We start from the raw sequence: 23726 nt of genomic DNA, 5'->3' as shown, positions 1-23726 counted from the left end.
GAGTGCGGTCACTCAGGGTTGTCTGCGAGCGATCTCGCGGCCCGGACACAGTGGGCGAGGGCCTTACGGGCATATGCGGGCGAAGCACCCGCCAGCCCGCACGACGGAGTGACCACCACGGACTCGGCGAGAGTCCCCGGCGACAGCCCCAGCCTGCGCCACAGCGTCCTGACACCCATGACGCTACCGGCAGGGTCTGACAATGGGCCGTCCACGCCCGGCACCACGCCCGCCAGGAGCGTCGTACCGCCCTCGACCGCCTCGCCGATCGCCTCCTCCTCACGCTCGGTGAGCAGCCCGAAATCGAACGAGACGCCGGTCACGCCCGCCCGGCGCAGCAGCGCGAAGGGGACCTCGGGGGCGCAGGAGTGGACGACCACCGGCGCGCCCGCGTCACCGGCGACGGCGACCAGGTCGCGCAGGGCGCCCTCCACGACGGCCCGGTCCACGGCGCGGTGCGTGCGGTAGCCGCTCGCGGACTTGATCCGCCCCTGGAGCACCGCGGTCAGCGACGGCTCGTCGAGCTGGAGCACCGGTCGCGCGCCGGGCACCCGGTGCCGTACGTCGGCGAGGTGTGCCCGCAGTCCCTCGGCCAGCGACGCCGTCAGGTCCCGGCAGGCGCCGGGGTCGCTGAGGGCGGCCTCGCCGTTGCGCAGTTCCAGCGCGGCGGCCAGGGTCCACGGGCCGACGGCCGAGATCTTCAGGTCGCCCGCGTAGCCCTGGGTGAACTCCTCCAGCGCGTCGAGGTCCTCGCCCATCCAGGAGCGGGCGCGCCGGGTGTCCCGGCCGGGCCGGTCGCTGATCCGCCAGCCGCTCGGCTCCACGTGGGCGTACACCTCGACGAGGAGACCGGCGGTGCGGCCGATCATGTCGGCACCGGGCCCTCGGGCGGGCAGCTCCGGCAGGTACGGGAACGTCTCCAGCGAGCCGGTCACGGTCCTGGCGGCCTCGCGGGCGTCGCCGCCGGGCATCGAACCGACTCCGGTGGCGGTGCCGGCGTTGCCGACGAGGCGGGCGGGGGTGTTGTTCTCGGTCACCGTCCGAGGGTAAGCGGTGCGGCCGTTGGCCGCGGGGGGCCGGGGGACGTCCGGGGCCGGGCGTCCGCCGTTGCCGCGTCGCCCGCGGCCCGCTCGTCCTCAAGCGCCGGACGGGCTTGATGGTGCGGTGACGGGCCCCGGATCGCGGTCGGACCAAGGGGCCCGTCAGCGTGCGTTCACCGCCCCGGTCGCACCGTCAGGTCGTTGATCTCCGCGTCCCGCGGCAGGTCGAGCGCGGTCAGCATGGTCGTGGCGACCGACTCCGGGTCGATCCACTGCGCCGCGTCGTACTCCCGGCCCTCCTGGCGGAAGACGCTCTCCTGCATGGGGGTGGCGGTGCGGCCCGGGTAGACGGAGGTCACCCGTACGCCGTTGCCGTGCTCCTCGGCCCGCAGCGAGTCGGCCAGCGCCTTCAGGCCGTGCTTGCTGGCGGCGTACGCGCCCCACTGGGGGCCCGCGTTCAGGCCGGCGCCCGAGTTGACGAAGATCACGTGGCCCTTGGCGAGCCGCAGCTGCGGGAGGAACTGGCGGGTCAGCTCGGCGGGCGAGAGGAGGTTGGCGGCGAGGGTGCGCTGCCAGGCCTTGGGGCCGAGGTCGCCGATCGCGCCCAGTTCGACGACGCCCGCGATGTGCATGAGGGAGTCGAGGCGGTCCGGCAGGGACTGCTTGCCGAAGGCCCAGTCCAGCTTCTCGGGGGCGGCGAGGTCGCCGACCACCGTACGGGCGCCGGGGAACTGCCCGGCCAGTTCCTTGGCGCGGCCGGCGTCGCGCGCCAGCAGCCAGAGGTCCTCGCCGCGGTCGGCGAGCCGCCGCGCGATCGCCGCTCCGATGCCCGATCCTGCGCCTGTGATCAAGTGCGTACCCATGGGCCCGATCCTAACGAGGGGCAGGGGTTCTGGGCGGCACCGTCCGCGTGAAGCGGAATCACCGGCTCCGCCGCATCCGCACGGGCCGGTCCCGCCCGTACGGCTCGCCTCCGCCCCGTACGGCCGTCTCGCCCGTACGACCGCCCCCCGAAGCCGCCCCCGTGTACGCCTCAGCCCTGGATGCCCGCCTGCTCCTCCAGATACGCCAGGGCGCCGGCGCCGTCCTCCGCGAAGAAGACCAGCTCCGTGAGCGGCAGCGGCAGGAAGCCCTCGTCCTCCATGCGCCGGAACTGCTCCTTGAGGCCGTCGTAGAAACCGGCGGTGTTCAGGAGCACCACGGGCTTGGTGTGCAGCCCGTGCTTCTTCAGCTCCAGGATCTCCGTGGCCTCGTCGAGCGTGCCCGTGCCGCCGACCATGATGACGATCGCGTCGGCGCGCGCCAGCAGCTCGGCCTTGCGCTCGGCGAGGTCCTTGGTGACCACCATGTCGTCCACCCCCTCGCGCACCTTGTGCGCGAGGAAGTCCACGGAGACGCCGACGAGCCGGCCGCCCGCCGCCTCCACGCCGTCGGCCATGACCTTCATCAGACCGCTGTCCGAGCCGCCCCACACCAGCGCGTGGCCGCCCTTGCCCATCAGCTGGGCGAACTCCCGGGCCGGGGTGGTGTAGCGGTCGTCGAGGTCGGCGGCGGAGCAGAAGACACAGATGTTCATGCCGCTCACTCTACGAGCCGCCACCGGCATCGGTCCGGTGCCGGGCGGGCGGCGCCCGCCGCCCGCCCGGCCCGGTCCGCCCTCAGATCAGGCCCTGCGCCAGCATCGCCTCCGCCACCCGCTCGAAGCCCGCGATGTTCGCGCCCGTGACGTAGTCCCCCGGCACGCCGTAGCGCTCCGCGGTCTCGGCGCACGTGTCGTGGATGTTGCGCATGATCGCCGCCAGTTCGCCTTCGGTGCGCTCGAAGCTCCAGGACTCGCGGCCGGAGTTCTGCCGCATCTCCAGCGCGCTGGTGGCCACACCGCCCGCGTTGGCCGCCTTGCCGGGCCCGAAGGCCACCCCCGCTTCCTGGAGGAGGGCCACCGCCCCGGGCGTCGTCGGCATGTTGGCGCCTTCGGAGACCGCCTTGACGCCGTTGCGCACGAGGATGCGCGCGGCGTCGGCGTCCAGCTCGTTCTGGGTGGCGGAGGGCAGTGCGACGTCGCAGGCCACGTCCCAGACCCGCCCGCCCGGTACGTACCGGGCCGACGCGCCGCGCCGGTCCGCGTACTCCTCGATGCGGCCCCGCTCGGTTTCCTTGATCTGCTTGAGCAGGGCGAGGTCGATGCCCTTCTCGTCGATCACATAGCCGCCGGAGTCCGAACAGGTCAGCACGTTCGCGCCGAGCGCCTGGGCCTTCTCGATCGTGTAGACGGCGACGTTGCCGGAGCCGGAGACCACGACCTGCTGGCCGTCGAAGTCCTCGCCGCGCTGCCGCAGCATCTCGGCGGTGAACAGCACGTTGCCGTAGCCGGTGGCCTCCGTACGGGCCGTGGAGCCGCCCCAGTCGAGCCCCTTGCCGGTCAGCACCCCGGCCTCCCAGCGGTTGGTGATGCGCCGGTACTGCCCGAAGAGATAGCCGATCTCCCGGCCGCCGACGCCGATGTCGCCCGCCGGTACGTCGGTGTGCTCGCCGAGGTGCCGGTGCAGCTCGGTCATGAAGGACTGGCAGAACCGCATCACCTCGGCGTCGGAGCGGCCGCGCGGGTCGAAGTCGCTGCCGCCCTTGCCGCCGCCGATGTTCAGCCCGGTGAGCGCGTTCTTGAAGATCTGCTCGAAGCCGAGGAACTTGACGATGCCGAGGTTGACGGACGGGTGGAAGCGCAGCCCGCCCTTGTAGGGCCCGAGCGCGCTGTTGAACTCCACCCGGAAGCCGCGGTTGATGTGGACGGCCCCCGAGTCGTCCTGCCAGGGCACGCGGAAGAGGATCTGGCGCTCCGGCTCGCAGATCCGTTCCAGGATCTTGGCCTCGGCGTATTCGGGGCGCGCCGCCAGTGCCGGGGCGAGCGTCTGCAGCACTTCGAGTGCGGCCTGGTGGAACTCGGGCTCTCCGGGGTTGCGCCGCACCAGTTCCTGGTGCAGAAACTCCAACGACACCGAGGTTCCCCGCCCGGCCGTACCGGCACCGGCATGAACTGTCGACATGTCTTCTCTTCCCTTCGTCGCCGACGAAGGGCCACCGGTCGACCGGGACCACGCGCACAGCGCCGCACCGGCCGGGCGGCCCCTGTGCGTCCCGTCGCTACCGTCGAGCCTAGGGGCCCGCGGACCGCGGGGGGCCACCGGGGCGGAAGTCGCAACCCGCGAAGTCCGGGGTTTAGGTTGCCGTCATGGTGGACGGAACGCGTACGGATACGCACAGGCGGAACACGGCCGGAGGCAGCGGGGGCAAGGGGGCGGATGCGGTCGAAGGGGCGGATGCCGCGTTAGCGGCCGGTGGCGGGAGAGAGGCGGACGGCGGGGCCGGGCCGTCCCCCGGCAGCCTGCGCCGCTCCTCCCTCCTGATGGCCGCGGGCACGGTCGTCTCCCGGGCGACGGGCCTGTTCCGCGGCGTCCTCCAGGCCGCCGCCCTCGGTACGGGACTGCTGGCCACCACGTACAACACGGCCAACCTCGTCCCGATGAGCCTGTACACGCTGCTGATCGGCGGCGCCCTGAACGCGGTGCTCGTACCGCAGCTGGTGCGGGCCAGGGTCGAGCACCCGGACGGCGGGCGGGCCCACGAGCAGCGGCTCGTCACGCTCGTCCTGACCGTCCTCGGCGTCGGCACGCTGCTCGCGGTGTGGGCCGCGCCCGAGATCGTGGGCCTCTACACGACGGACACACCGCAGAACCACGCCGCCTACGAACTGACCGTGGTCTTCGCACGGTTCCTGCTGCCGCAGATCTTCTTCTACGGGGTGTACGGCATCCTGGGGCAGGTGCTCAACGCGCGCGGGAAGTTCGGCGCGATGATGTGGACGCCGGTGCTCAACAACGTCGTCCTGATCGCCATGTTCGGCGCCTACGTGGGCCTGCTGACCGTCCCGGAGACGGTGGCGGACATCACCGACGCGCAGGTGCGGCTGCTCGGCGTGGGCACCACGATCGGCATCGCCCTCCAGGCGCTCGCGCTGATCCCCTACGCCCGCGAGGCGGGGTTCCGCTTCCGGCCGCGCTTCGACTGGCGCGGCACCGGGCTGCGCAAGAGCGCGAACGCGGCGCGCTGGACGCTGCTGTTCGTGCTGGTCAACCTGGTCTCGATGACCGTGGTCACGCATTTCGCGACGGCCGCCGACCAGGAGTTGCCCAAGGCCGGTGCCGGCTTCTCCTCGTACACGTACGCGCAGAACATCTGGGGACTGCCGCAGTCCATCGTGACCGTCTCGCTGATCACCGCGCTGCTGCCCCGGATGACCCGGGCGGTCGCCGAGCGGCGCTTGGACGACCTGCGGGACGACCTCTCCCGCGCGCTGCGGATCAGTGGCGCGGTCATCGTCCCCGCGGCCGTCTTCTTCGTGGCCTTCGGCCCGGAGACGGCGCAGCTGCTGTACGCGCACGGCGCCGCCAGTGCCGAGTCCGCCGTGCCGCTGGGCCAGATGCTCCAGGCCCTGGGGCTGGGACTGATCCCGTTCTCCGCCCAGTCGCTGCTGCTGCGCGGCTTCTACGCCTTCGAGGACACCCGTACGCCGTTCCTGATGGCCGTCTGGATCTCCGGCGTCAACATCGCGCTCGCCACCGCCTGCCACTTCCTGCTGCCGGCCCGGTGGGCGGTCACCGGCATGGCCGCCGCGTACGCCGTGTCGTACGCCGTCGGGCTGCTGGCCAGCGCGTACCTGCTGCGGCGGCGGCTGGAGGGACGGCTGGACGGGCGCCGGCTGAGCCGTACGTACGGCAAGCTGACCGGTGCCGCGCTGGCTGCCGGGGCGGCGGGCTGGGCCGCGGCGCGCGCCTGTGCCGGTGCCGGCGGGGACGCCTTCTGGTCGACGGCCCTGGCCCTTGCCGCCGGGGCCGCGACCATGGCCCTGCTCTTCCTGCTGCTCGCGCGCGCCCTGCGGATCACCGAGCTGCGGTCTCTTCCGGGACTGCGCTGACGGACGGGGCCGGGGCGGCAACCGCCGTTCCGGCCTCCGCCGCCTCCGTGTGCGCCGCCGCCTCGGCCCTGACCAGCTTCTCCATCCGGTCGATGCCGAGCACCCCCGAGACCACGATGGCGAGGACGATGGCCGCGATCAGCATCACCGTGCCCAGCCACACCATCGTGTCCACCGGCAGCGTGAACGCGCCGATCACCCGCGCCACGCACTCCCCCAGCAGCGCGGCGCCCCACACGGCGGAGTGCCGTCGCTGCACCCGCCGGAACCACGCCGACTCCGCCGTCAGCCGGTCCCACGCGGCGCTCCTGGCCGCGTCGCCCTTGGTGATCCACGGCTTGAGCGCCGGCGCCATCAGCGGCCGGCCGATCAGCGCGGACACCAGCACGGCCAGGCCGAAGGTGCTGCTCACGGCGCTGTCCTTGGCCAGCATCAGCCGCTCGTCGCCCGCCACCAGGCTCAGCAGCAGGCCGACGAGATTGGTTGCCGTCATCAGGGTGGCCACCGCGTTGAAGCGGCGTTCCCTGGCCAGGCTCCACAGCGAGCGGGCGGCCGGCAGCGCGCCGCTCCAGGCCAGCGCGGCGAGGGTGCTCATGCCGAAGACGCCGGTGAGGACGTAGTACGAGGCGATCGGGACGCCCGCGTCCACGAGCAGCGCCCGGGGGCCCTCCAGCTGCGCGCCGGACCGGGGCGTCCCGCCGGAGCCGGTGCCGGAACCGCCTGCCGTGCCGTGCGGGATCTTGCTGCTCATGGGGTCCTCCGTGTCGCTGTCCGCGCCGTCCCTTGCGATGCGTTCAGCTTCGCCGCCAGGGCCCTCGCTCCGGCAGGAACGGGTGTAAGCACATCCGCGTGACATTTGTCAGTGCCCGGGCCCCCTGCGGCCGGGCCCTTGCGTTGGAGTGCCCTCCAGCTCCTAGCGTCTGACGCACGACCCGACCACCGAAGGGGAACTCTTCGTGCGTTACACACTGTTCGGCAGGACCGGTCTGCGGGTGAGCGAGCTGAGCCTCGGCACCATGACCATCGGCTCGGACTGGGGCTGGGGCGCCCCGGAGGACACCAGCGCGCGGATTCTGGACGCGTACGAGGACGCGGGCGGCAACTTCCTCGACACCGCCAACAACTACACCGACGGCAGCTCCGAGAAGATCCTCGGCAAGCTGCTCGAAGGCCGCCGGGACCGCTTCGTGCTCGCCAGCAAGTACACGTGCGCGACCCGCCAGGGCGACCCGAACGCGGCGGGCAGCCACCGCAAGAACCTGGTGCAGTCGGTGGAGCAGAGCCTCGCCCGGCTGCGCACCGACCACCTCGACGTCCTCTGGGTGCACGCGCGGGACAACTTCACGCCCGTCGAGGAGACCATGCGGGCGCTGGACGACGTCGTACGGTCGGGCAAGGTGCACTACGTCGGTGTGTCCGACTGGCCGGCCTGGGAGATCGCGCAGGCCAACACCCTCGCCGAGCTGCGCGGCTGGACCGCCTTCGCGGGCTCGCAGCTGCGCTACAGCCTGCTGGAGCGCACACCGGAGCGGGAGCTGCTCCCCCAGGCGCGCGCCTTCGACCTGGCCGTCCTCGCGTGGGCCCCGCTCGCGGCGGGCAAGCTGACCGGCAAGTACCGCCGCGGCGAGCGGGGCCGGCTGGACATCGTCGGCGACGACGGCCGGAAGGCGGACAACGAGGAGGCGACGATCACGGCGGTGCTGGAGGTCGCCGAGCAGGGCGGCTGGAGCCCGGCGCAGGTGGCGCTGGCCTGGCTGCGGCAGCGGCCGGGCAACATCGTCCCGGTCATCGCCGCCACCAAGGAGAGCCAGCTCGCCGACAACCTCGCGAGCGTCGACGTGGAGCTGGACGCCGACGCCCTGCGGCGGCTCGACGAGGTGAGCGCCGTGCCGCTGGGCTTCCCGCACGACTTCCTGGCGGAGCCCGCGATCACGCAGAACGTCTACGGCGACCGCTGGACCGCGATCGAGGACCGGCGGTCCGGCTACCGGCGGTCGGTGCACGGGGTGCGCTGACCCGGTGGACCGCGGCGCTCACCGCGCGGGGCGCGCGGTGAGCGGCCCGGCCGCTAGGCCACGGCGTGCACGCGGTCCGTCGTCGCGATCGTCGCCGAGCCGACGACGCGGGTGCCGTCGTACAGCACGATGGCCTGGCCGGGGGCCACACCGCGGACCGGCTCCGTGAAGGTGACACGGAGCTCGGTGCCGTCGACCAGTTCGGCGCGGACGGCGGTCTCGCCGCCGTGGGCGCGGAGCTGGGCGGTGTACGCGGCGGGGCCGGGGGGCGGGGCGGTGCCGCACCAGCGGGGCTTGACGGCGGTCAGGCCCGTCACGTCCAGGGACTCCACGGGGCCCACGGTGACCGTGTTGTCGACCGGGGAGATGTCCAGGACGTAGCGCGGCTTGCCGTCGGGGGCCGGGGTGCCGATGCGCAGGCCCTTGCGCTGGCCGATGGTGAAGCCGTACGCGCCTTCGTGCGTGCCGAGCTTCGCGCCGGACTCGTCGACGATGTCGCCCTCGGCCGTGCCCAGCCGCTTGGCGAGGAACGCCTGGGTGTCGCCGTCGGCGATGAAGCAGATGTCGTGGCTGTCCGGCTTCTTGGCGACGAACAGGCCGCGCCGGGCGGCCTCCTCGCGGATCTCCGCCTTGGTGGTGAGGGTGTCGCCGAGGGGGAACATGGCGTGCGCGAGCTGCTTGTCGTCGAGGACGCCGAGGACGTACGACTGGTCCTTGGCCATGTCGGAGGCGCGGTGCAGCTCGCGGGTGCCGTCCGGGCGCCGCACGACCGTCGCGTAGTGGCCGGTGCAGACCGCGTCGAAGCCGAGGGCGAGCGCCTTGTCCAGCAGCGCGGCGAACTTGATCTTCTCGTTGCAGCGCAGGCAGGGGTTGGGGGTGCGGCCCGCCTCGTACTCCGCGAAGAAGTCCTCGACGACGTCCTCACGGAAGCGCTCGGCGAGGTCCCATACGTAGAACGGGATGCCGATGACGTCGGCGGCGCGGCGCGCGTCGTGCGAATCCTCGATCGTGCAACAGCCGCGGGCGCCGGTGCGGAAGGATTTCGGGTTCTCGGAGAGCGCGAGGTGCACACCGGTCACGTCGTGGCCCGCCTCGGCGGCGCGGGCGGCGGCGACGGCGGAGTCGACACCGCCGGACATGGCGGCGAGCACGCGGAGGCGGCGGGGAGCGTCAGTCGTCATAACGCTTCCAGGGTAGACGGAACCACCGACAGGCCCCCAAGCGTTGTGCAGCGCATGGGAGACGCGGGGGATACCGGGCAGACGGCCGGCGGGGGCTTCAGCAGACGGGCCCTGCTGCTGGGCGGCGCCGGTGCGGCGCTGGCGGGCGGTGCCGCGTACGCGCTGCACGACGACCTGCTGCGCTGGTGGTGGCGGCTGCCGGGCCGGAAGAAGCCGCGGACGGACGGCGCGGTGGACTACGGCGGCGCGCGCTGGGTCCCGGCCGCCCCGGCGAACTGGCGCGAGGCCGACCGCCCGGACGACTACACCGTCGACCGGGTCGTCATCCACGTCGTGCAGGGCGGCTACACGGACGCCCTGCGGGTCTTCCAGAGCCCGCTGCACGGCGCCGCGGCGCATTACGTGGTGCGCAAGGACGGGCAGGTGGCGCAGACGGTCCGCGAGCTGGACGTGGCGTTCCACGCGGGCAATCGCGCGTACAACGAGCGCAGCATCGGCATCGAGCACGAGGGCTTCGTGGACCGCCCGGCGTCGTTCACGCCTGCCATGTACGCATCATCCGCGCGGCTGACCGCCGGAATCTGCCGCCGCTACGGCTTCCCCGCCGACCGGCAGCACATCGTGGGCCATGTGGAGGTACCGGGCACCGACCACACCGATCCCGGGCCACACTGGAACTGGAGGCTGTACCTGGACCTGGTGCGCGCCGAGCTGCGCCGGCCGTCCCCGGCATCGGGGGCGTGACGCGGGGCCGCCGGGACGCGCGGGCGCCGCACGGCGCCCCTCGTGGAACGGACCACTCATGGCGTACGACAGAGCCCCGGCCGCCGGGCGGACGGGCGGCACCGGCCGCGGACCCGGCCTCGCCGAGGACCGCGTCTTCGGCCGGGTCCGGCTGGACCTGGACGCCACGGCGGGAGTGCTGACGGTGGGCGGCGAGCGCCTGCCCACGGCCGAGCTGCGCCGCGCACCGGGCGCGCCGGCGGCCGGGTACGTACCGATCGGCACCCGCGACGCCGCCTGCCTCCGGCTGACCGTCGACGGCCGGCCCGCGCACATCACCCCCGGCAGGGGGCGGCCGACCCGGCGCTCCCACCGGGTCGACGTGATCTACGGCGGCATCCTCCACCGGCTGCTGCCCGACTCCCCCAACGGCAGCCGCCTGGTCAGGGACGGCCGCCGGATCGCGGACTTCTCCTCGGACGGCGCCGGGCACGTCTGGGCCGACTGGCATCCGGACGTCGCGCCGCCGCTGCGGGAGGACGCCGCGATCGGGTACGCCCTCGCCGCGGCCTTCGGCACCGGCGCCGGGCCGGCCTGGCGGCTGCTCCTCCGGGCCGTGCTCGACACGGTCCGGTGAACGCGGCGGGGCCCGGGGCCGGGGCTCAGCCGCCCCGGCACCCCCGGCCTCAGCTCAGCCCGGCGCTCCGCGCCCGTTCCACCACCGGGCCGATCGCCTCCGCCAGCGCCGCCACGTCCGCCTCGGTGGTGGTGTGGCCGAGGGAGAAGCGCAGCGTGCCGCGGGCGAGGTCCGCGTCCAGGCCCGCGGCGAGCAGGACGTGGCTGGGCTGGGCGACACCGGCCGTACAGGCGGACCCGGTGGAGCAGGCGATGCCCTGGGCGTCCAGGAGGAGCAGCAGGGAGTCGCCCTCGCAGCCGGGGAAGGAGAAGTGCGCGTTGGCGGGCAGGCGGCCCGCCGGGTCGGGGTCGCCGCCGAGCACGGCGTCCGGGGCGGCGGCCCGTACCGCCTTGACGAGGTCGTCGCGCAGGGCGCCGATGTCGCGGGCGAAGTCCTCGCGGTGCGCGACGGCGTGCCGCGCGGCGGCGGCGAACGCGGCGATGCCGGGGGTGTCCAGCGTGCCGGAGCGCACCTGCCGCTCCTGGCCGCCGCCGTGCAGGACGGGGACGGGCGCGTACTCGCGCCGCAGCAGCAGCGCGCCCACGCCGTACGGTCCGCCGATCTTGTGCGCGGACACGGCCATCGCGGCCAGGCCGGAGGCGGCGAAGTCCACCTCCAGCTGCCCGAAGGCCTGGACCGCGTCGGAGTGCAGCGGAATGTCGAATTCCGCGGCGGCCCCGGCCAGTTCACGGACCGGCATGACCGTGCCGATCTCGTTGTTGGCCCACATCACGGTGGCCAGGGCGACGTCGTCGGGGTCGCGCGCGATCGCCTCGCGGAGCGCGTCGGCGTGCACCCGGCCGTACGCGTCGACGGGCAGCCATTCGACGCGCGCGCCCTCGTGCTCGGCGAGCCACTCCACGGCGTCCAGGACGGCGTGGTGCTCGACGGGGCTGGCGAGGACGCGGGTACGGGCCGGGTCGGCGTCCCGGCGGGCCCAGTACAGGCCCTTGACCGCGAGGTTGTCGGCTTCGGTGCCGCCCGCGGTGAAGACCACCTCACTGGGGCGCGCGCCGAGCGCCGAGGCGAGGGATTCCCGCGCCTCCTCTACGGTGCGCCGGGCTCGCCGGCCGGCGGCGTGCAACGAGGACGCGTTGCCGGTGACGGTCAGCTGGGCGGTCATCGCCTGCACCGCCTCCGGGAGCATCGGGGTGGTGGCGGCGTGGTCGAGGTAAACCATGGTGCGAACGATTCTACGAGCAGGCGCGGGGGCGCATACCGGGCGCGTGGGAGCGCCGCCCCGCGCCGGGCGCCCGGGACCGCCCCGGCGCGGATCGTACGGGCCCCCTCGACACCGCTGTAAGGAGTCACTACGTTTACGGTCATGACATCATGGCGTCTGGACCGTACGTACCGCAGCACCTCCGGAGAGGTGCGCTGGACCGCGCTCGGCGAGGAGGGGGCACCGCCCCTCGTCCTGCTGCACGGCACACCGTTCTCCTCGTACGTCTGGCGGAGCGTCGCACGGGCCCTGTCCGCAGGCTTCCGGGTCCACGTCTGGGACCTGCCCGGCTACGGCGCCTCCGAGAAGGCCGAAGGCCAGGACGTGTCCCTGCCGCGGCAGGCGGAGGTCTTCACCGAACTGCTCGCCCACTGGGGCCTCACCGACCGGGAACCCACGGTCGTCGCCCACGACTTCGGCGGCTACGTGGCGCTGCGCGCCCATCTCGTGCACGGCGCCCGCTACCGGCGGCTCGCCCTCGTCGACGCGGTCGCCCTCACCGGCTGGGGCACCGCGACGTACCGCCTGCTCGGCGAGCACGCCGACGTCTTCGCCCAGCTGCCGCCCCATCTGCACCGGGCCCTGGTCACCGAGTACGTGTCCTCGGCGAGCCACCCCGGCCTGCACCCGGCCGTGCTGGCAGAGCTGGTCGAACCGTGGTGCACGAAGGAGGGACAGCCCGCCTTCTACCGGCAGATCGCGCAGAACGGACTGCACACCACCGCGGACCTCGACGGCCGCTACGGCGAGATCACAGTCCCCACCCTGGTGTGCTGGGGTACGCAGGACACCTGGCTCCCCGTCACCTGGGCGCACGACCTCGTATCGGCCATCCCGTCCGCCCGGCTGCACCTCATCGAGGGTGCCGGGCACCTCGTACAGGAGGACGCCCCGGCGGAACTGACGACCGCGCTGGCCGCGTTCGCGGAGTAGGCCCCACCACGCCCCGCCCCTACGCCGCCCCGCCCGGCGTCATGGCGGGGGCGGGCGTGTGCCTCGTGAGGCGGCCGTGTCGGTCACGTTCAGCTCTTCGTTCACCGCTTCGTATACGGCGAGGGCCGCGCCCCAGCGCTCATGGGCCCGCGGCTCCCGTCCCAGGGCCTCCAGCACCTGGGCCAGCAGTCTCAGGCCGTCGGCCAATCTGGTGTCGACGGGCTCCGCCAGGAGTCGCACCGCTTCCTCCGCCGACTGCAACGCGGCCTCCAGCCGGCCCGTGGCGAGCTGGGCCTCGGCGGTCCGCAGACGGGTCAGGCCCGTCCAGCGGAACTGGCCGGACGCCTCGAAGATGGGCAGCGCCTCCTGGAGGGTGCTAAGCGCGTCGTCGTGGTGGCCCGCCTCGGCCTGCGCCACGGCGAGGAAGTACAGGCCCGTACCGAAGCGGTGCCCCTGTCCGGTGGACCGGAAGATCTCCACGCCCTGCCGGGCGAGTTCGACGCCCCGCTCCGCGTGCCGGTCGCGGACGCACAGCCGGGACCGCTCCACCAGGACCGCGGCCTCGCCCAGCCGGTCGCCCTGCACCTGGCAGTGGCTCATGGCCAGGGCGAAGTGCCGCTCGGCGTCGGGCCTGCGGAGCGCGGCCGCGGCGACGCCGCGCGCCAGCGGGGCCCGGCCGCTGGTCACCGGGTCCTCCGCGTCCAGCCCCAGCCGGTACGCGCGGCGGGCCTCGTCCTCCGCCTCGCGGAACCGGTCGAACGCCAGGCAGGCGCGGGCGCGGGCCAGCCTGGCCCTCGCCTCCGCGCGCTTGTCGCGTCCGGTGGCGGACCGGGCGGTCACGGCCAGCGCGGTCTCCTCGTACCGGGACGTCAAGCGGCCGGTGCCCAGCAGGGGTTCGAGGAGGAGCAGCGTGTCGGCGCACCGGGTGGCGTGGGACCCGGACAGCAGTTGCGCCGTCTGCAGGACGACGGACAGCGCTCCCGCCCCCTCCGCCGCCCACCAGTCCGCCGCCGCCGCACGGTCCGCGAGCGGGGCGGGCGTGACGGATGCGGCGGCCGGTGCGGTCCGGTCGAGCAGCAGGGCGCCGGGCGCGTCGAGGCCGTATGCCAGGTGGGCCGTGACGAGGTACCAGTCGAGCAGCCGGGACAGCGCGGCGTTGCGGTCCTCGGGCGAGGTGTGGCCGGTCAGGCTCTCGTGCGCGAAGGAGGCGAGCGCTTCGCGGTGCCGGTAGCGGCCGGGGGCCGAGGCCTTCAGCAGGCCGGTCCGCACCAGGGTGTCCAGATGCGCCCGCGCGGCGGCCGGTTCGGTGCCGGTCAGGGCGGCCACGGCGCCGGCCGGCAGTTCGGGACAGTCCGGCAGGGCCAGCAGCCGGAAGGCGGCGAGCACCGGCGGGGCGAGGTCGTGGGTGAGGCGCAGCGCGGTGCTGTTGATCATGGCTTCGGCCGCCGTACGGTCCGTACCGCCGTCCAGCGTCAGTTCCGCCGCCACCGCGTCGATCGCGGCCTCCGAGCAACCGCACGCTTCGAGCGCCGCGCGCGCCACGGCACGGCGGCCCGCCACCCGCTCCTCCCCCACCCGCAGCACGAGGAGTTCCAGCGCGTCGGCGGAGCTCATGGTCTCCAGGTGCAGGGACAGGACGCCGGCCAGGCCGGCCGGCGGCCGGTCGCGGCCGATGACCAGGGCGGCGCCGGCGGCGTCCGGGAGCAGGGGGAGTACGGCCCCGACGTCGCGCACCTCGTCCAGGACGACGACCAGCCGCAGTGCGCCGACCGCGGCCCGGCAGAAGGCCACCCGCTCCTCGCCGGCGGCGGGGATCTCCTCGTGGCGGTAGCCGAGCTGGCGCAGCAGCACGGCGGCCAGGTGCGGTACCGAGTCCTCCGGGGCACCGTCCGCCGGCATGATCGCGTACAGCCGTCCGTCCGGGAACTGCTCCTGCACGGCGTCGGCCACCTGTGCCGCCAGGCTGGTCTTGCCGACGCCCGCGCCCCCGGAGATGACACAGGCGTTGCGCCCCGAGGGCCGCTGCCGGGTCAGGTGGTCCGCCAGCCGCTTGGCTTCGGCCCTCCGGCCGCGGCCGCCCCGGTCCTGCCGGGGCCCGTACCGCCCGGCCCGCAGCAGGCTGCGCAGTCCCGGCGAGGCGGGCTCGTCGTGCGCCAGGGCGCGCGCGAGGAGTTCGCGGGTGCGCTCGCGGGCCGGGTCCAGGTACAGCAGCCAGGTCAGTGCCTCCTCGGCCACCGTGTGATGGCCCAGGCGCAGTTCCGCCTCGGTGCGGTCCTCGACCAGGGTGCGGCGCCGGTCGGCCAGCCGCCGGGACTCCGCGCGCAGGTACGGGCCGGGCAGACCCGCCAGGGGCTCGCCGCCCCGCCACAGGGCGACGGCCGAGTCCAGCGCCTCCCAGGCGCCTTCCCAGTCCCGGGCCGCGCGGGCCTCGCGGGCCGCCGCGACCAGGTCGTCGGCCCGGCGCAGGTCCACGTCGAGGCCGGTTCTGGGGGTCTGGCGCAGCGCGTACCCGCCGCCTTCGCCGACCAGCACGTCCGAGTCCGCGCCGAGGGCCTTGCGCAGCCGGGAGGCGTAGGTGTGCAGGGCGGCGAGCGCGGCGTTCGGCGGTTCGTCACCCCACAGGGCCTCGATCAGGTCGGACTCGGAGACGGCGCGCCCGCCGCGCAGCACGAGCACGGCGAGCAGCGCGCGCTGCTGCGGTGTGCCGGTGGCCAGGTTCTCGCCGCCGCGCAGCATCCGCACCGGGCCGAGCACCGTGATGCGCAGCGGCTCGCGCGAAGGCCGTACGGTCGCGTCGCTCTGCCCGGCCCGCTGGTCCCGCGCGAGTTCCACCAGTTCGCGCAGGCGGGCACGGGACGGGGCGCGGGCGAGCAGATCGGCCAGCTCGGCCTCGGCCTCGTCATACCGGCCGAGCCGCAGGTCGTTCTCGACGCGGTCCTCGATCAGGGTGTGCCGCCACTCGGTCAGCCGGAGCCGTTCGGACTGTGCGTACGGGCCGGGGAGTCCGGCCAGGGGCTCGCCGCGCCACAGACCGAGGGCCGCGTTCAGCAGCCACTGGGCGCGGGGCCAGTCCCCCTCGTCCCGGGCGGCGCGGGCGGCGCGCTCGTATCCCTCGGCACGTTCCAGGTCCACTTCGATGTCGGTTCCGGCGTCGCCGCGCAGGGCGTAGCCGACGCGCTCGCGGATCAGGACGTGTTCGTCCTCGCCGAGTGCCTTGCGCAGCCGCGCGATGCTGTGGTCCAGCATCGCGCGGGCACTGCGGGGCGGGTCGCCGCCCCAGAGCGCGTTGAGCAGTTCGGCTTCGGAGGCGACGCTCTCGTGGCGCAGCAGGAGGGCCGCGAGCAGCGCACGGTCCAGGCGGGCCGGGATGTCGATCTGCTCGCCCCCGCGCCACAGGCCGACCGGTCCGAGCACGGTGAAGTGCAGCGGCTCGCGCGGTTCCTCGCCGGGCAGTACGGGGACGGGGCGGGCCGCGGGCGGGGACGGAGCGGGCTCGGCGGCGGTCTCGGCCGCGTCGTCCGGGTCCGGGGCCCGGGCCTGCCCGGCGGTGTCCGGGTCCGTACCGGCGGGGCCTTCGGCGGGCGGGGCGGCCTCGTCCGGAGCCTCTGCGGGCGCCGTCAGGGACCCGGTGGCTCCACCGGCCGTGTCGGTCCCGGCCGCGTCCGTCCCGGACCCGACGGCGTCCACCGCGGGTCCGGCGGCTCCGCCTTCCGTATCCACCGCGGGTCCGGCGACTTCACCTTCCGTGTCCACCACGGCCTCTGCGGCCTCAACTGCCGCGTCCACCACGCTCGTTCCGGCCGGAGCGCCCGGCCCCCCGCCCTCGGCAGGCGCAGCCTCTTCCCGTACGCCCGTCACCCCCGGCACACTGCCGCCCAGCCGCTCCAGCACGGGACTGGCCAGCACCGCGAACGCCTGCGCCGACTCCTGGAGCCGCATCTCCCCCGTCTCGTCCGCGACCAGCGCGGGGAAGTCGGGCAGCCGCCCCATGTACGGCTCCAGGGCGCGCCCGACCGCTTCGACGACGGCCAGGGACTGCTGGGTGCCGAGGCCGCTGAAGAGGAGTTCGCGCACGCCGGGCCGGAAGTCGTAGACGGGCTGCCCGGCGCCGGCCCCCAGCGGCCCGCCGAACGCGCCGAGGGACCGGGCGCCGCCGGGGGCGGCGACGCGTTCCAGCAGGCCGCCGAGGAGGATCTCGGCGACCTGGATCGGTCCGGCGTCGCTCATCGTGGCGGCCCGCACCAGCTGCATCAGGGGCACGGTGAGCGGGTTGATGGCGGAGAGCCGTACGGCCAGGCGGTAGGACTCCGGCGAGAACGCGCCGCGGAAGTGCGCGACCAGTTCCTGCGCGGAGCCGGCGGGCCGCGGCGGGTCCTGCTCCGGGTCCTCGCCCAGCAGCGCCGTGTCGATCAGGTGCGGGACGCCGGGGCGGGTGAGCAGCGCGGCCCACTGGCCGAGCCCGCCGGGGGTCAGCGGGACGACGGGCAGCGCCACCGTGCCCGGCTCCTCGGCCTCCGGGTCCGGCTCGCCCGTCAGCGGGTCGAGCACGGTGGTCCGGTCCGGTCCGCCGAACTCGACGGGGGAGGTCAGCAGCCGGGGCTGGGCGTCCAGCGCGGTGCCCCGCCACAGGCGCCGCGGCAGCGGGTGCAGCACCGCGACGGGCCCGTACCGCCCCCAGTGGCGCACGGCGCGCGCCGCGTGCGGGGTCCGCCACCCCGGGCTCGTGCCGTCGGTGAGGACGAAGGTGAGCGTGGGGCCCGTGGCCCACGGGAGCCGGCCGAGGTCGGCCATGTCGCGGGTGTCGACGGTGCGTACGCGCACGCCGCGGAAGACGCCGCCGCGGTCCAGCACCGCCCGCAGTTCACCGGCGAGCTGGCTCCACACCTGCATCGACGGCGCGTCGTCCACGAGCAGGACGGCGGACCAGCGGTGCTCCTGGTCGGGGCGGGACACGACGTCGAACAGCGCGGTCTCCGCGGCGAGCCGTACGGTCGCCTCCACGTCGGTGACGGACCGGTGCGGGTGCGGCTCGAACCGGCGCAGCGGGCGCAGGGCCCGGGACAGGTGCTGGGGCCGGGCGAGCGCGCGGCGGCCGGGGGCCCGCGCGGGGCGGGCCGGGCGGCTGAGCGCGCTGCCGCCCTCGCTGCCCATCGCGTACAGGGAACGCTGCGCCGGAAGGGCGGTGGCGGGCAGGCCGTCGGGCAGGGGCCCGGCGTTCTCGTCCTCCCCCGGGCCGTCCTCGCCGTCCGGCCCGTCCGTCTCCCCGGAAGCGCCGTCGGCCGTGTCGTCCGTGCCCGCGTCCGACGGCTCCGTCTCCCCCGCCGGGCCGCCGTCCGGCCCGGACCCGGTGTCCTCCCCGGAGGCCTCGCCGGGCGCGGCGTCCCGTCGCTCGCCCTCGCGCACCGCGCGGGCCAGCCACAGGACGTCCAGCAGTTCGCTCGCGCCGAGGTCGTAGCCCTGGCCCGCGAGGACCTGCCGCAGCCGGTCGATCATGGCGCCATGGGTTCGTCCAGGCGGTGCATGACGGCGGACAGCAGTTCGTCCTTGGTCAGGTCGGCACCGGTGACACGGAGGTGGACGGCGGCCAGCAGCTGGTCGGTGGCGAGCGTCTCGGTCTTGGAGCGCTGGAGGAAGCCGTCGATGAGGTCCTCGGCCTCGGCCAGCGCCGCGGGGCCGAGGTTGTGGGCGATGATCTCGCGCAGCCGCTCGGGCGTCGGGTCGGGCAGGTCCAGGCGGACGCAGCGGCGCAGGAAGGCGGGCGGGAACTCCCGTTCGCCGTTGCTCGTCATCACCACGACGGGGAAGTGGGCGCAGGAGACGACGCCGCGGTGCACCCGGACCCGCTCCCGGCTGCCGTCGGTGAGGACGTGCACGTCCTGGTGCTGCTCGGACAGCCGCGCGAGCTCCGGGATCTCGAACTCGCCCTCTTCCAGGACCACCAGCAGGTCGTTGGGCAGGTCGATGTCGGACTTGTCCAGCTCGTCGACGAGCAGCACCCGGGGGCGCTCGGTCGCGGCCAGCGCCGTGCCCAGCGGGCCCAGGCGCAGATAGTGGCCGATGTCGGTGGTGAAGGAGCCGCGGTGGTCCTTGAGCCGGCGCGGCGCCGTGCGTGCCGCCTCGCGCTCGCGGCGCAGCGACGCCTCGCGCAGCCGGCCCACCGCGTCGTAGCGGTAGAGCGCGTCGGCCAGGGTGGAGCGGGAGTTGACGGACCAGCGCAGTACGTCGCCGAGGCCCAGCTCGGAGGCGACGGCGCGGGCCAGCGAGCTCTTGCCGGTGCCCGGCCGGCCGGTGACCAGCAGGGGGCGGTGCAGGTGCAGGGCGGCGTTGACGACGGACACCTCGTTGCGGTCCATCAGGTACGGCGCGGGCGTCTCGGCCCTCCTGCGGGCGGCGGCGAAGTACCGCCAGGGTGGTGCCGCGGGCAGGGGCGCGGGACCGCGGAACACCCACCAGCCCTCGGGCTCCGGCCCGGCTCCCGGGCCGTGTTCGGGTGTGCTCTGTCGGGCCACGGGTCGTTCTCCTTCGTCCTTGCTCAGCTGCTGCGTCACGGCTGGGTCAGCACCCAGGCGTCCGGGGCCAGTTGCGGTGGCCGGTGGTCGGGCGCGTCGTACATCAAGGAGAGCTGGCGTCCCCGGTGGTTGGCGGACGCGACCTCGGCGACCGCCTTGGCGCGCTCCAGCCGCACCGTCTCGGGGAGCTGGGTGTGGTGCCCGCCCTCGACCAGTTCGAGCAGGCCCGCCGCGATGCTCTCGCCGTGTTCCTCGCGGTGCCACAGGACCGTGTGGACGCCCGCCTGGACGCACTGGCGCAGCAGCGCGCCGTGATGGCGGGGTTCGCAGCACACGATCACCGTGCCCACCTCGGGCTGCATCTCCAGCCGGGCGCGGGCGACCTTGCGGTCGGTGCAGTCGTGGTCCAGCACGAGGCTGCGGGCGGCGTCCAGGGCGGCGGTGCGGCGCTTCCACCCGGCGTAGCTCTCGCGCGAGCGCCGGGCGGTGCGGATCACCACCCGGCGGGTGAAGCCCAGCCCGAAGGGGCCGTCCTCGTCGCTGTCGAAGGACTCCCAGCGGTCCACCGGCAGGCCGAGCCAGGCGGCGGGCAGGAAGAACTCGACGAGCGCGGGCTCGGGGTCCTCCCGGATCTCGTCGACCAGGACGCGGTGGATGTCGTCGACGACCTGTTCGCTGGTCACCTCGGTGTCCCGGGCGAGGACGAGGTGGTGCGGGGCGTCGCCGCCGCTCCACGCCCAGACCTGGTACGTGTAGTGCCGTCCGGTGGCGGTGGGCAGCAGCTCCACCTGGACGCGCGGCACCCGGGACAGCCGCGTGCCGCCGGGCCCGCGCCGCGGCGGCCGGGCGCCGTTCGGCGAGGCGCCCGCGGCGGCCGCGGCCGTGCCCACCGGAGCCGTGCCCACCGCGGCGCCGCCGACCGCCGCCCACCCGCCGGGCCGCGCGTCCCGATGGCCGCCGTAGGCGCGGTGCCGCTCCGCCGCCGCTTCCCGCTCCCGCTCGGCGCGGTAGCCCCGGATGTCGGCCGCGTACTGCCGTACGGCGGCGACGTCCACGCCGAGCCGTACGGCGGTCCGCTCCGTCCAGGCCGCGAGGTCCTCGGCCGGATACGGGCCCGCCTCGCTCTCGTCGACCCCGATGCGCACCACGCCCTGCAACAGCGGCGGCATGGGCTGGGCGCCCTGGGCGTCGAAGCCCTCCAGGACGCCGACGGCGTCGGCCAGGCCGGTCACCGCGGGCAGTTCGATGGCGTGCGGCAGCACGGCGGTCAGCAGTTCCCGCGCGTCCGTACGGCCGCAGTGCGCCAGCAGGCCGGTCAGGCCGCGCCGCTGCCCGTGGGTCAGGCACTCGCCGGGGCTGACGGCGCGGGCCACCCTGCGCAGCCGCTCCCACTGCGGTCCGCGGTCCGCGGGCATCTGTTCCCATACGGCCTGGAGGAGTTCGGGCACGCCGCGCCGGACGCCGACGGCCAGCCCGACCAGCCGGTCGAGGTCGGCGCCGGGGCCCGGGGACGGCCGCCGCAGCCGGTGGGCGAGCAGCTCCGCGCAGCCGCGGATCTCGTCCGGTCCGGTCAGGATGGTCTCCAGGACGGCCAGCAGCTGCTGGACGCCGCGCCGGGCCGTGGGCACCACGGGCGGCGGCAGGTCGGGCAGTTCGGCCTCGATGGCCGGGACGCTGATCGCGTACAGCGTGGCCGCGGCGGGCTGCGCTCCCGGGGGCCGGGCGCCGGGCGGGGCCTGGAGGTCGGCCACCACGAGCCCGACGACGGCCTGCCGCTCGCGGTCCCACAGCGGCCCGCCGCTGAACCCCTCCTTGACCTCCGTGCCGCCGACCACGTCCAGCGCGACCCAGGGCGGCGCGGAGACCCGGGGCACGGCGCGCACGGTGGGCAGCGGGTGGCCGCTGGCCCACAGGGCGATGACCTCGTTGCCGTAGCTGTGCGGGAGGAAGGGGGCCGGTTCGGCGCCGGGCGGGGCGGCGCCCGGCAGGCGCAGGACGGCCAGGTCGCCGTGGTGGATCAGCGCGCCGGGCGGCACGGGCGCCCGGCCGCCCGCCGTCGCGCGGGGCGGGCTCCACAGGGCGGGCTCCACCTGGGCGGTCAGTTCCCGGTCGGGCGCGACGTGCGGCAGCCGGACGCGGACCGTGCGGCCCGGGGCCGGCAGCGTCTGGTCGTAACGGTCCCGGCCCAGCGCGCTGTTGACGACGTGTGCGCAGGTGAGCACGGTGTCGTCGCCGAGCAGGACGCCGGCGCCCACGGCCCGTTCGGCGTCGCGTACCGAGACGAAGGAGCGGTACAGCGGCAGATCCACGCCGGACACCACCATGCCGTCCTCAGGTCGTGCTGCCGCTGCCGAGGTTCCAGGTGGCACAGACCTTGAAGCTGGCCTCGCCGTTGCCGGAGAAGACGCCCAGGCTCAGGTCCGAGCCGAGGGTGACCCCGAACTCCACCGTGACCTCGTCCGGCCGGTGGTCGCCGGCGGCGAGCGAGCGGTGGATGCTGCCCAGTACGGCGCCGAGCGGCCGCAGCGCGCCCTCCAGCGTCTCGCCGCCGCGGGTCAGCGCCCGCGCGACCCGGCCGTCCACGCTGACCGGGCGGGAGTGGCCGAAGCCGTCGGGCAGCTCCAGCGCGCCGTCGTCGTCCTTCTCGGGCGGCGCGCCCGCGGGCCGCGCCGCGCCGGCCTGGCCGGCCGGGGCCAAGTGCAGCCAGACGACCGCGCCTTCGCCCGTGCCTTCGTCGATGCTCAGTGGCATGTCCCCCATGTGATCAGTCTGGCACGTCGTCGGGGCCGCCGCGCCCCCTTTGGAGGCAGCGATTCACGCGGTGGCGGTGGCGGACCTCGGCGCGCGTGCCAGTTGGCGGGACTGGGCGACCAGTTGGTCGGCGCTGTCCCAGACCTCCGCGTCCTCCTCCAGGAAGCCGCCCGCCAGGTTGCGGGTGGTGATGGCGACGCGCAGCGGGCCGGGGGCCGGGCGGCGGCGGATGTGGGTGGTCAGCTCGACGGTGGGCACCCACCCGGTCAGGCCGAGTTCGAAGGCGGTGGGCGGCATCGCGTCGACCGTCAGCAGCAGCGAGAGCGGGTCGGGGTCGCGGCCGTCGGCGAGGCCGAACCAGCCGCGCATCTCGCCGTTGCCGGAGGGCGCGCCGACGGCCCAGCCGCAGGTGGCGGGGTCCAGCCGGATGGTGAGCCGGTCGGTGATGGCGGTGCTGCCGGGGATGGTGGGCTGCCCTTCGGGCGCGCTGTCCGCGCCCAGGCAGTGTTCGTACGGGGGGATGGCGGGCGGCTTGGCGGTGGTCCGGATGTCGTCGGTGAGCGTGTCGAGGTCGCCGTACGCGGCGAGCACCCGCAGCCGCTCCACCTCGGTGCCGTCCTCCTCGAACTGGACGAGGGTGGCGGTGCCGGTGGACATGGTGCGGCCGGTGCGGACGGTCTCGGTGCGGATGACGGCGGGGCCGGGGACGGAGGCGGTGAGGTAGTGCGCGGTGACCGAGAAGGGGTGCGGGTGCGGCAGGGCGTCGCCCAGGGCCCGGCCCATCAGGGCGAGCAGATAGCCGCCGTTGACCGCGTGGATGATCGTCCAGCCGGCGGAGAGGTCCGCCTCGTAGTGGCCGGGGGCGCGGCGGACGACCGCCGTGTCGCGGTCGAATTCGCTGTTACCTATGGTCACCTGTGCCATGCGCGGCACGCTACACGGATTTGTTACTGACCGGTAGACCCTTTTTTCTTCAACCGTCCGCGGGCTCCACCGCCTCGACCTCGGGCCCTGCCGCCAGGCCGCGGGCGTCGCGCGACCGCGGCGCGCGCGACGCGGTCCGGCGGCCTGAGATCATGGGCCCATGCTTCACGTGCTCTACCTGGTCGGCATCTCGGCCTTCGCCGCGAGCGGGGTGCTGGCCGCGTACCGCGCCAACATGGACCCGTTCGGCGGGCTGGTGCTCGCGTTCGCCGCCGCCACGTCCGGCGGCACCCTGCGCAGCCTGATCCTCGACGACCATCCCCTGTACTGGACACACGACTGGGTCCTGCTCACGCTGATCATCTGCGTGAGCGTGGGCACCATCATCTACCTGCGGTACTGGCAGCTGCCCCGCAAGTCGCTGCTGGTCGTCGACGCGGTCGGGCTCTCCGTCGTCACCGTCATCGCCGCCCGCGCGGCCATCTCCGCGGGCGCGACCCCGCTGGCGGTGATCATCCTCGCGGTGCTGAGCGGCGTGGCGGGCGAGGTGATCCGCGACGTGCTGTGCGGCGAGTTCCCGCCGCTGCTGCTGCGCGAGGACGTGTACGCCATCGCGGCGCTCGCCGGCGCCGCCTCCTACCTGGGCCTGCACCACCTCCAGGTGCGCGCGGACCTCGCCGCCGTGGTCTGCGCCGGGCTGGTCTTCGCACTGCGCATGGCGGCGGTCTACTTCGGCTTCCACCTGCCGCGGCCGCAGCAGCTCAAGCCGCGCTCCTGACCCCC

18 protein-coding genes are annotated in these 23726 nt (G+C 74.8%); 6 read left to right on the top strand and 12 right to left on the bottom strand.

Features of this window, described 5'->3' with window-relative positions; all coding sequences use genetic code 11:
* Positions 1–8: 8 nt before the first annotated feature.
* The 4 genes from ACFV57_RS24600 to gdhA form a co-directional block, all read right to left on the bottom strand.
* Positions 9–971, bottom strand: coding sequence for a methionine synthase (locus ACFV57_RS24600; protein ID WP_385236243.1), 963 nt, complete (start codon positions 969–971; stop codon positions 9–11).
* 242 nt (positions 972–1213) lie between these two features.
* Complete coding sequence (locus ACFV57_RS24595) at positions 1214–1903, bottom strand: SDR family oxidoreductase (RefSeq protein WP_385236148.1); 690 nt, start codon at positions 1901–1903, stop codon at positions 1214–1216.
* A gap of 170 nt (positions 1904–2073) precedes the next feature.
* Positions 2074–2616: a TIGR00730 family Rossman fold protein gene (locus ACFV57_RS24590; RefSeq protein ID WP_385236145.1), complete on the bottom strand. Its 543-nt coding sequence runs from the start codon at positions 2614–2616 to the stop codon at positions 2074–2076.
* Positions 2617–2698: 82 nt separating this feature from the next.
* On the bottom strand, positions 2699–4081 hold the full coding sequence (gene gdhA / locus ACFV57_RS24585; protein ID WP_385236142.1) for an NADP-specific glutamate dehydrogenase: 1383 nt from the start codon (positions 4079–4081) through the stop codon (positions 2699–2701).
* Positions 4082–4440: 359 nt separating this feature from the next.
* Here gdhA and murJ point away from each other — a divergent pair, with 359 nt between their 5' ends.
* Entirely contained in the window at positions 4441–6009 is a 1569-nt protein-coding gene (gene murJ / locus ACFV57_RS24580) for a murein biosynthesis integral membrane protein MurJ (protein WP_385236240.1), read from the top strand.
* Here murJ and ACFV57_RS24575 read toward each other — a convergent pair.
* Positions 5975–6760, bottom strand: a complete 786-nt coding sequence (locus tag ACFV57_RS24575; protein ID WP_385236140.1) for a VC0807 family protein — start codon at positions 6758–6760, stop codon at positions 5975–5977. The genes murJ and ACFV57_RS24575 overlap by 35 nt on opposite strands.
* A gap of 205 nt (positions 6761–6965) precedes the next feature.
* Between ACFV57_RS24575 and ACFV57_RS24570 the strand changes: the two genes are divergently transcribed.
* Positions 6966–8024 carry an aldo/keto reductase gene (locus ACFV57_RS24570; RefSeq protein WP_385236137.1) on the top strand — a complete coding sequence of 353 codons (1059 nt, stop codon included), beginning with the start codon at positions 6966–6968 and terminating at the stop codon, positions 8022–8024.
* A 53-nt stretch (positions 8025–8077) separates the two neighbouring features.
* Here the strand turns inward: ACFV57_RS24570 and mnmA are convergent, their stop codons facing one another.
* Positions 8078–9205 (bottom strand): tRNA 2-thiouridine(34) synthase MnmA, encoded by a 1128-nt coding sequence (gene mnmA, locus ACFV57_RS24565; RefSeq protein ID WP_385236134.1) that lies wholly within the window; start codon positions 9203–9205, stop codon positions 8078–8080.
* A gap of 54 nt (positions 9206–9259) precedes the next feature.
* Here mnmA and ACFV57_RS24560 point away from each other — a divergent pair, with 54 nt between their 5' ends.
* Together ACFV57_RS24560 and ACFV57_RS24555 are read left to right on the top strand one after the other, a co-directional pair.
* Entirely contained in the window at positions 9260–9949 is a 690-nt protein-coding gene (locus ACFV57_RS24560) for an N-acetylmuramoyl-L-alanine amidase (RefSeq protein WP_385236131.1), read from the top strand.
* Positions 9950–10007: 58 nt separating this feature from the next.
* The gene (locus ACFV57_RS24555) at positions 10008–10565 is read left to right on the top strand and encodes a hypothetical protein (RefSeq protein WP_385236128.1); all 558 of its coding nucleotides are present in this window, start codon (positions 10008–10010) and stop codon (positions 10563–10565) included.
* Positions 10566–10614: 49 nt separating this feature from the next.
* On the opposite strand, the gene ACFV57_RS24550 is transcribed toward ACFV57_RS24555, so the two are convergent.
* On the bottom strand, positions 10615–11784 hold the full coding sequence (locus ACFV57_RS24550) for a cysteine desulfurase family protein (RefSeq protein ID WP_385236125.1): 1170 nt from the start codon (positions 11782–11784) through the stop codon (positions 10615–10617).
* Positions 11785–11928: 144 nt separating this feature from the next.
* Between ACFV57_RS24550 and ACFV57_RS24545 the strand changes: the two genes are divergently transcribed.
* Complete coding sequence (locus ACFV57_RS24545; protein WP_385236122.1) at positions 11929–12759, top strand: alpha/beta fold hydrolase; 831 nt, start codon at positions 11929–11931, stop codon at positions 12757–12759.
* A gap of 39 nt (positions 12760–12798) precedes the next feature.
* Here ACFV57_RS24545 and ACFV57_RS24540 read toward each other — a convergent pair whose 3' ends face one another.
* From ACFV57_RS24540 to ACFV57_RS24520, 5 genes are read right to left on the bottom strand one after another with little or no spacing between them, the layout of a single operon-like run.
* Positions 12799–18252 carry an SAV_2336 N-terminal domain-related protein gene (locus tag ACFV57_RS24540; protein WP_385236119.1) on the bottom strand — a complete coding sequence of 1818 codons (5454 nt, stop codon included), beginning with the start codon at positions 18250–18252 and terminating at the stop codon, positions 12799–12801.
* Positions 18249–19268, bottom strand: coding sequence for an AAA family ATPase (locus ACFV57_RS24535; RefSeq protein ID WP_385236117.1), 1020 nt, complete (start codon positions 19266–19268; stop codon positions 18249–18251). The genes ACFV57_RS24540 and ACFV57_RS24535 overlap by 4 nt, the downstream gene beginning before the upstream one ends.
* 35 nt (positions 19269–19303) lie before the next feature.
* The gene (locus ACFV57_RS24530) at positions 19304–21577 is read right to left on the bottom strand and encodes a trypsin-like peptidase domain-containing protein (RefSeq protein WP_385236116.1); all 2274 of its coding nucleotides are present in this window, start codon (positions 21575–21577) and stop codon (positions 19304–19306) included.
* A 22-nt stretch (positions 21578–21599) separates the two neighbouring features.
* On the bottom strand, positions 21600–22028 hold the full coding sequence (locus tag ACFV57_RS24525) for a CU044_2847 family protein (RefSeq protein WP_385236113.1): 429 nt from the start codon (positions 22026–22028) through the stop codon (positions 21600–21602).
* Between the two features lie 54 nt (positions 22029–22082).
* Positions 22083–22943, bottom strand: coding sequence for a thioesterase family protein (locus ACFV57_RS24520; RefSeq protein ID WP_385236110.1), 861 nt, complete (start codon positions 22941–22943; stop codon positions 22083–22085).
* Between the two features lie 160 nt (positions 22944–23103).
* On the opposite strand from ACFV57_RS24520, the gene ACFV57_RS24515 reads away from it, so the two are divergent.
* Positions 23104–23721, top strand: coding sequence for a trimeric intracellular cation channel family protein (locus ACFV57_RS24515; protein ID WP_385236107.1), 618 nt, complete (start codon positions 23104–23106; stop codon positions 23719–23721).
* Positions 23722–23726: the final 5 nt, after the last annotated feature.

The sequence above is a fragment of the Streptomyces sp. NPDC059788 genome (assembly GCF_042732265.1).
In the GTDB taxonomy this organism is placed as follows: domain Bacteria; phylum Actinomycetota; class Actinomycetes; order Streptomycetales; family Streptomycetaceae; genus Streptomyces.
This window is presented reverse-complemented; position numbering and strand designations above follow the sequence as displayed.

What these genes read in the sequence shown, in the direction of transcription:
- ACFV57_RS24555 (WP_385236128.1), top strand. Translation starts at nt 10,008, where the DNA reads ATGGCGTACGACAGAGCCCCGGCCGCCGGGCGGACGGGCGGCACCGGC.
- ACFV57_RS24560 (WP_385236131.1), top strand. Translation starts at nt 9,260, where the DNA reads ATGGGAGACGCGGGGGATACCGGGCAGACGGCCGGCGGGGGCTTCAGC.
- gdhA (WP_385236142.1), bottom strand. Translation starts at nt 4,081, where the DNA reads ATGTCGACAGTTCATGCCGGTGCCGGTACGGCCGGGCGGGGAACCTCG.
- ACFV57_RS24525 (WP_385236113.1), bottom strand. Translation starts at nt 22,028, where the DNA reads ATGGGGGACATGCCACTGAGCATCGACGAAGGCACGGGCGAAGGCGCG.
- ACFV57_RS24545 (WP_385236122.1), top strand. Translation starts at nt 11,929, where the DNA reads ATGACATCATGGCGTCTGGACCGTACGTACCGCAGCACCTCCGGAGAG.
- mnmA (WP_385236134.1), bottom strand. Translation starts at nt 9,205, where the DNA reads ATGACGACTGACGCTCCCCGCCGCCTCCGCGTGCTCGCCGCCATGTCC.
- ACFV57_RS24520 (WP_385236110.1), bottom strand. Translation starts at nt 22,943, where the DNA reads ATGGCACAGGTGACCATAGGTAACAGCGAATTCGACCGCGACACGGCG.
- ACFV57_RS24575 (WP_385236140.1), bottom strand. Translation starts at nt 6,760, where the DNA reads ATGAGCAGCAAGATCCCGCACGGCACGGCAGGCGGTTCCGGCACCGGC.
- ACFV57_RS24595 (WP_385236148.1), bottom strand. Translation starts at nt 1,903, where the DNA reads ATGGGTACGCACTTGATCACAGGCGCAGGATCGGGCATCGGAGCGGCG.
- ACFV57_RS24600 (WP_385236243.1), bottom strand. Translation starts at nt 971, where the DNA reads ATGCCCGGCGGCGACGCCCGCGAGGCCGCCAGGACCGTGACCGGCTCG.
- ACFV57_RS24540 (WP_385236119.1), bottom strand. Translation starts at nt 18,252, where the DNA reads ATGATCGACCGGCTGCGGCAGGTCCTCGCGGGCCAGGGCTACGACCTC.
- ACFV57_RS24550 (WP_385236125.1), bottom strand. Translation starts at nt 11,784, where the DNA reads ATGGTTTACCTCGACCACGCCGCCACCACCCCGATGCTCCCGGAGGCG.
- ACFV57_RS24590 (WP_385236145.1), bottom strand. Translation starts at nt 2,616, where the DNA reads ATGAACATCTGTGTCTTCTGCTCCGCCGCCGACCTCGACGACCGCTAC.
- murJ (WP_385236240.1), top strand. Translation starts at nt 4,441, where the DNA reads ATGGCCGCGGGCACGGTCGTCTCCCGGGCGACGGGCCTGTTCCGCGGC.
- ACFV57_RS24515 (WP_385236107.1), top strand. Translation starts at nt 23,104, where the DNA reads ATGCTTCACGTGCTCTACCTGGTCGGCATCTCGGCCTTCGCCGCGAGC.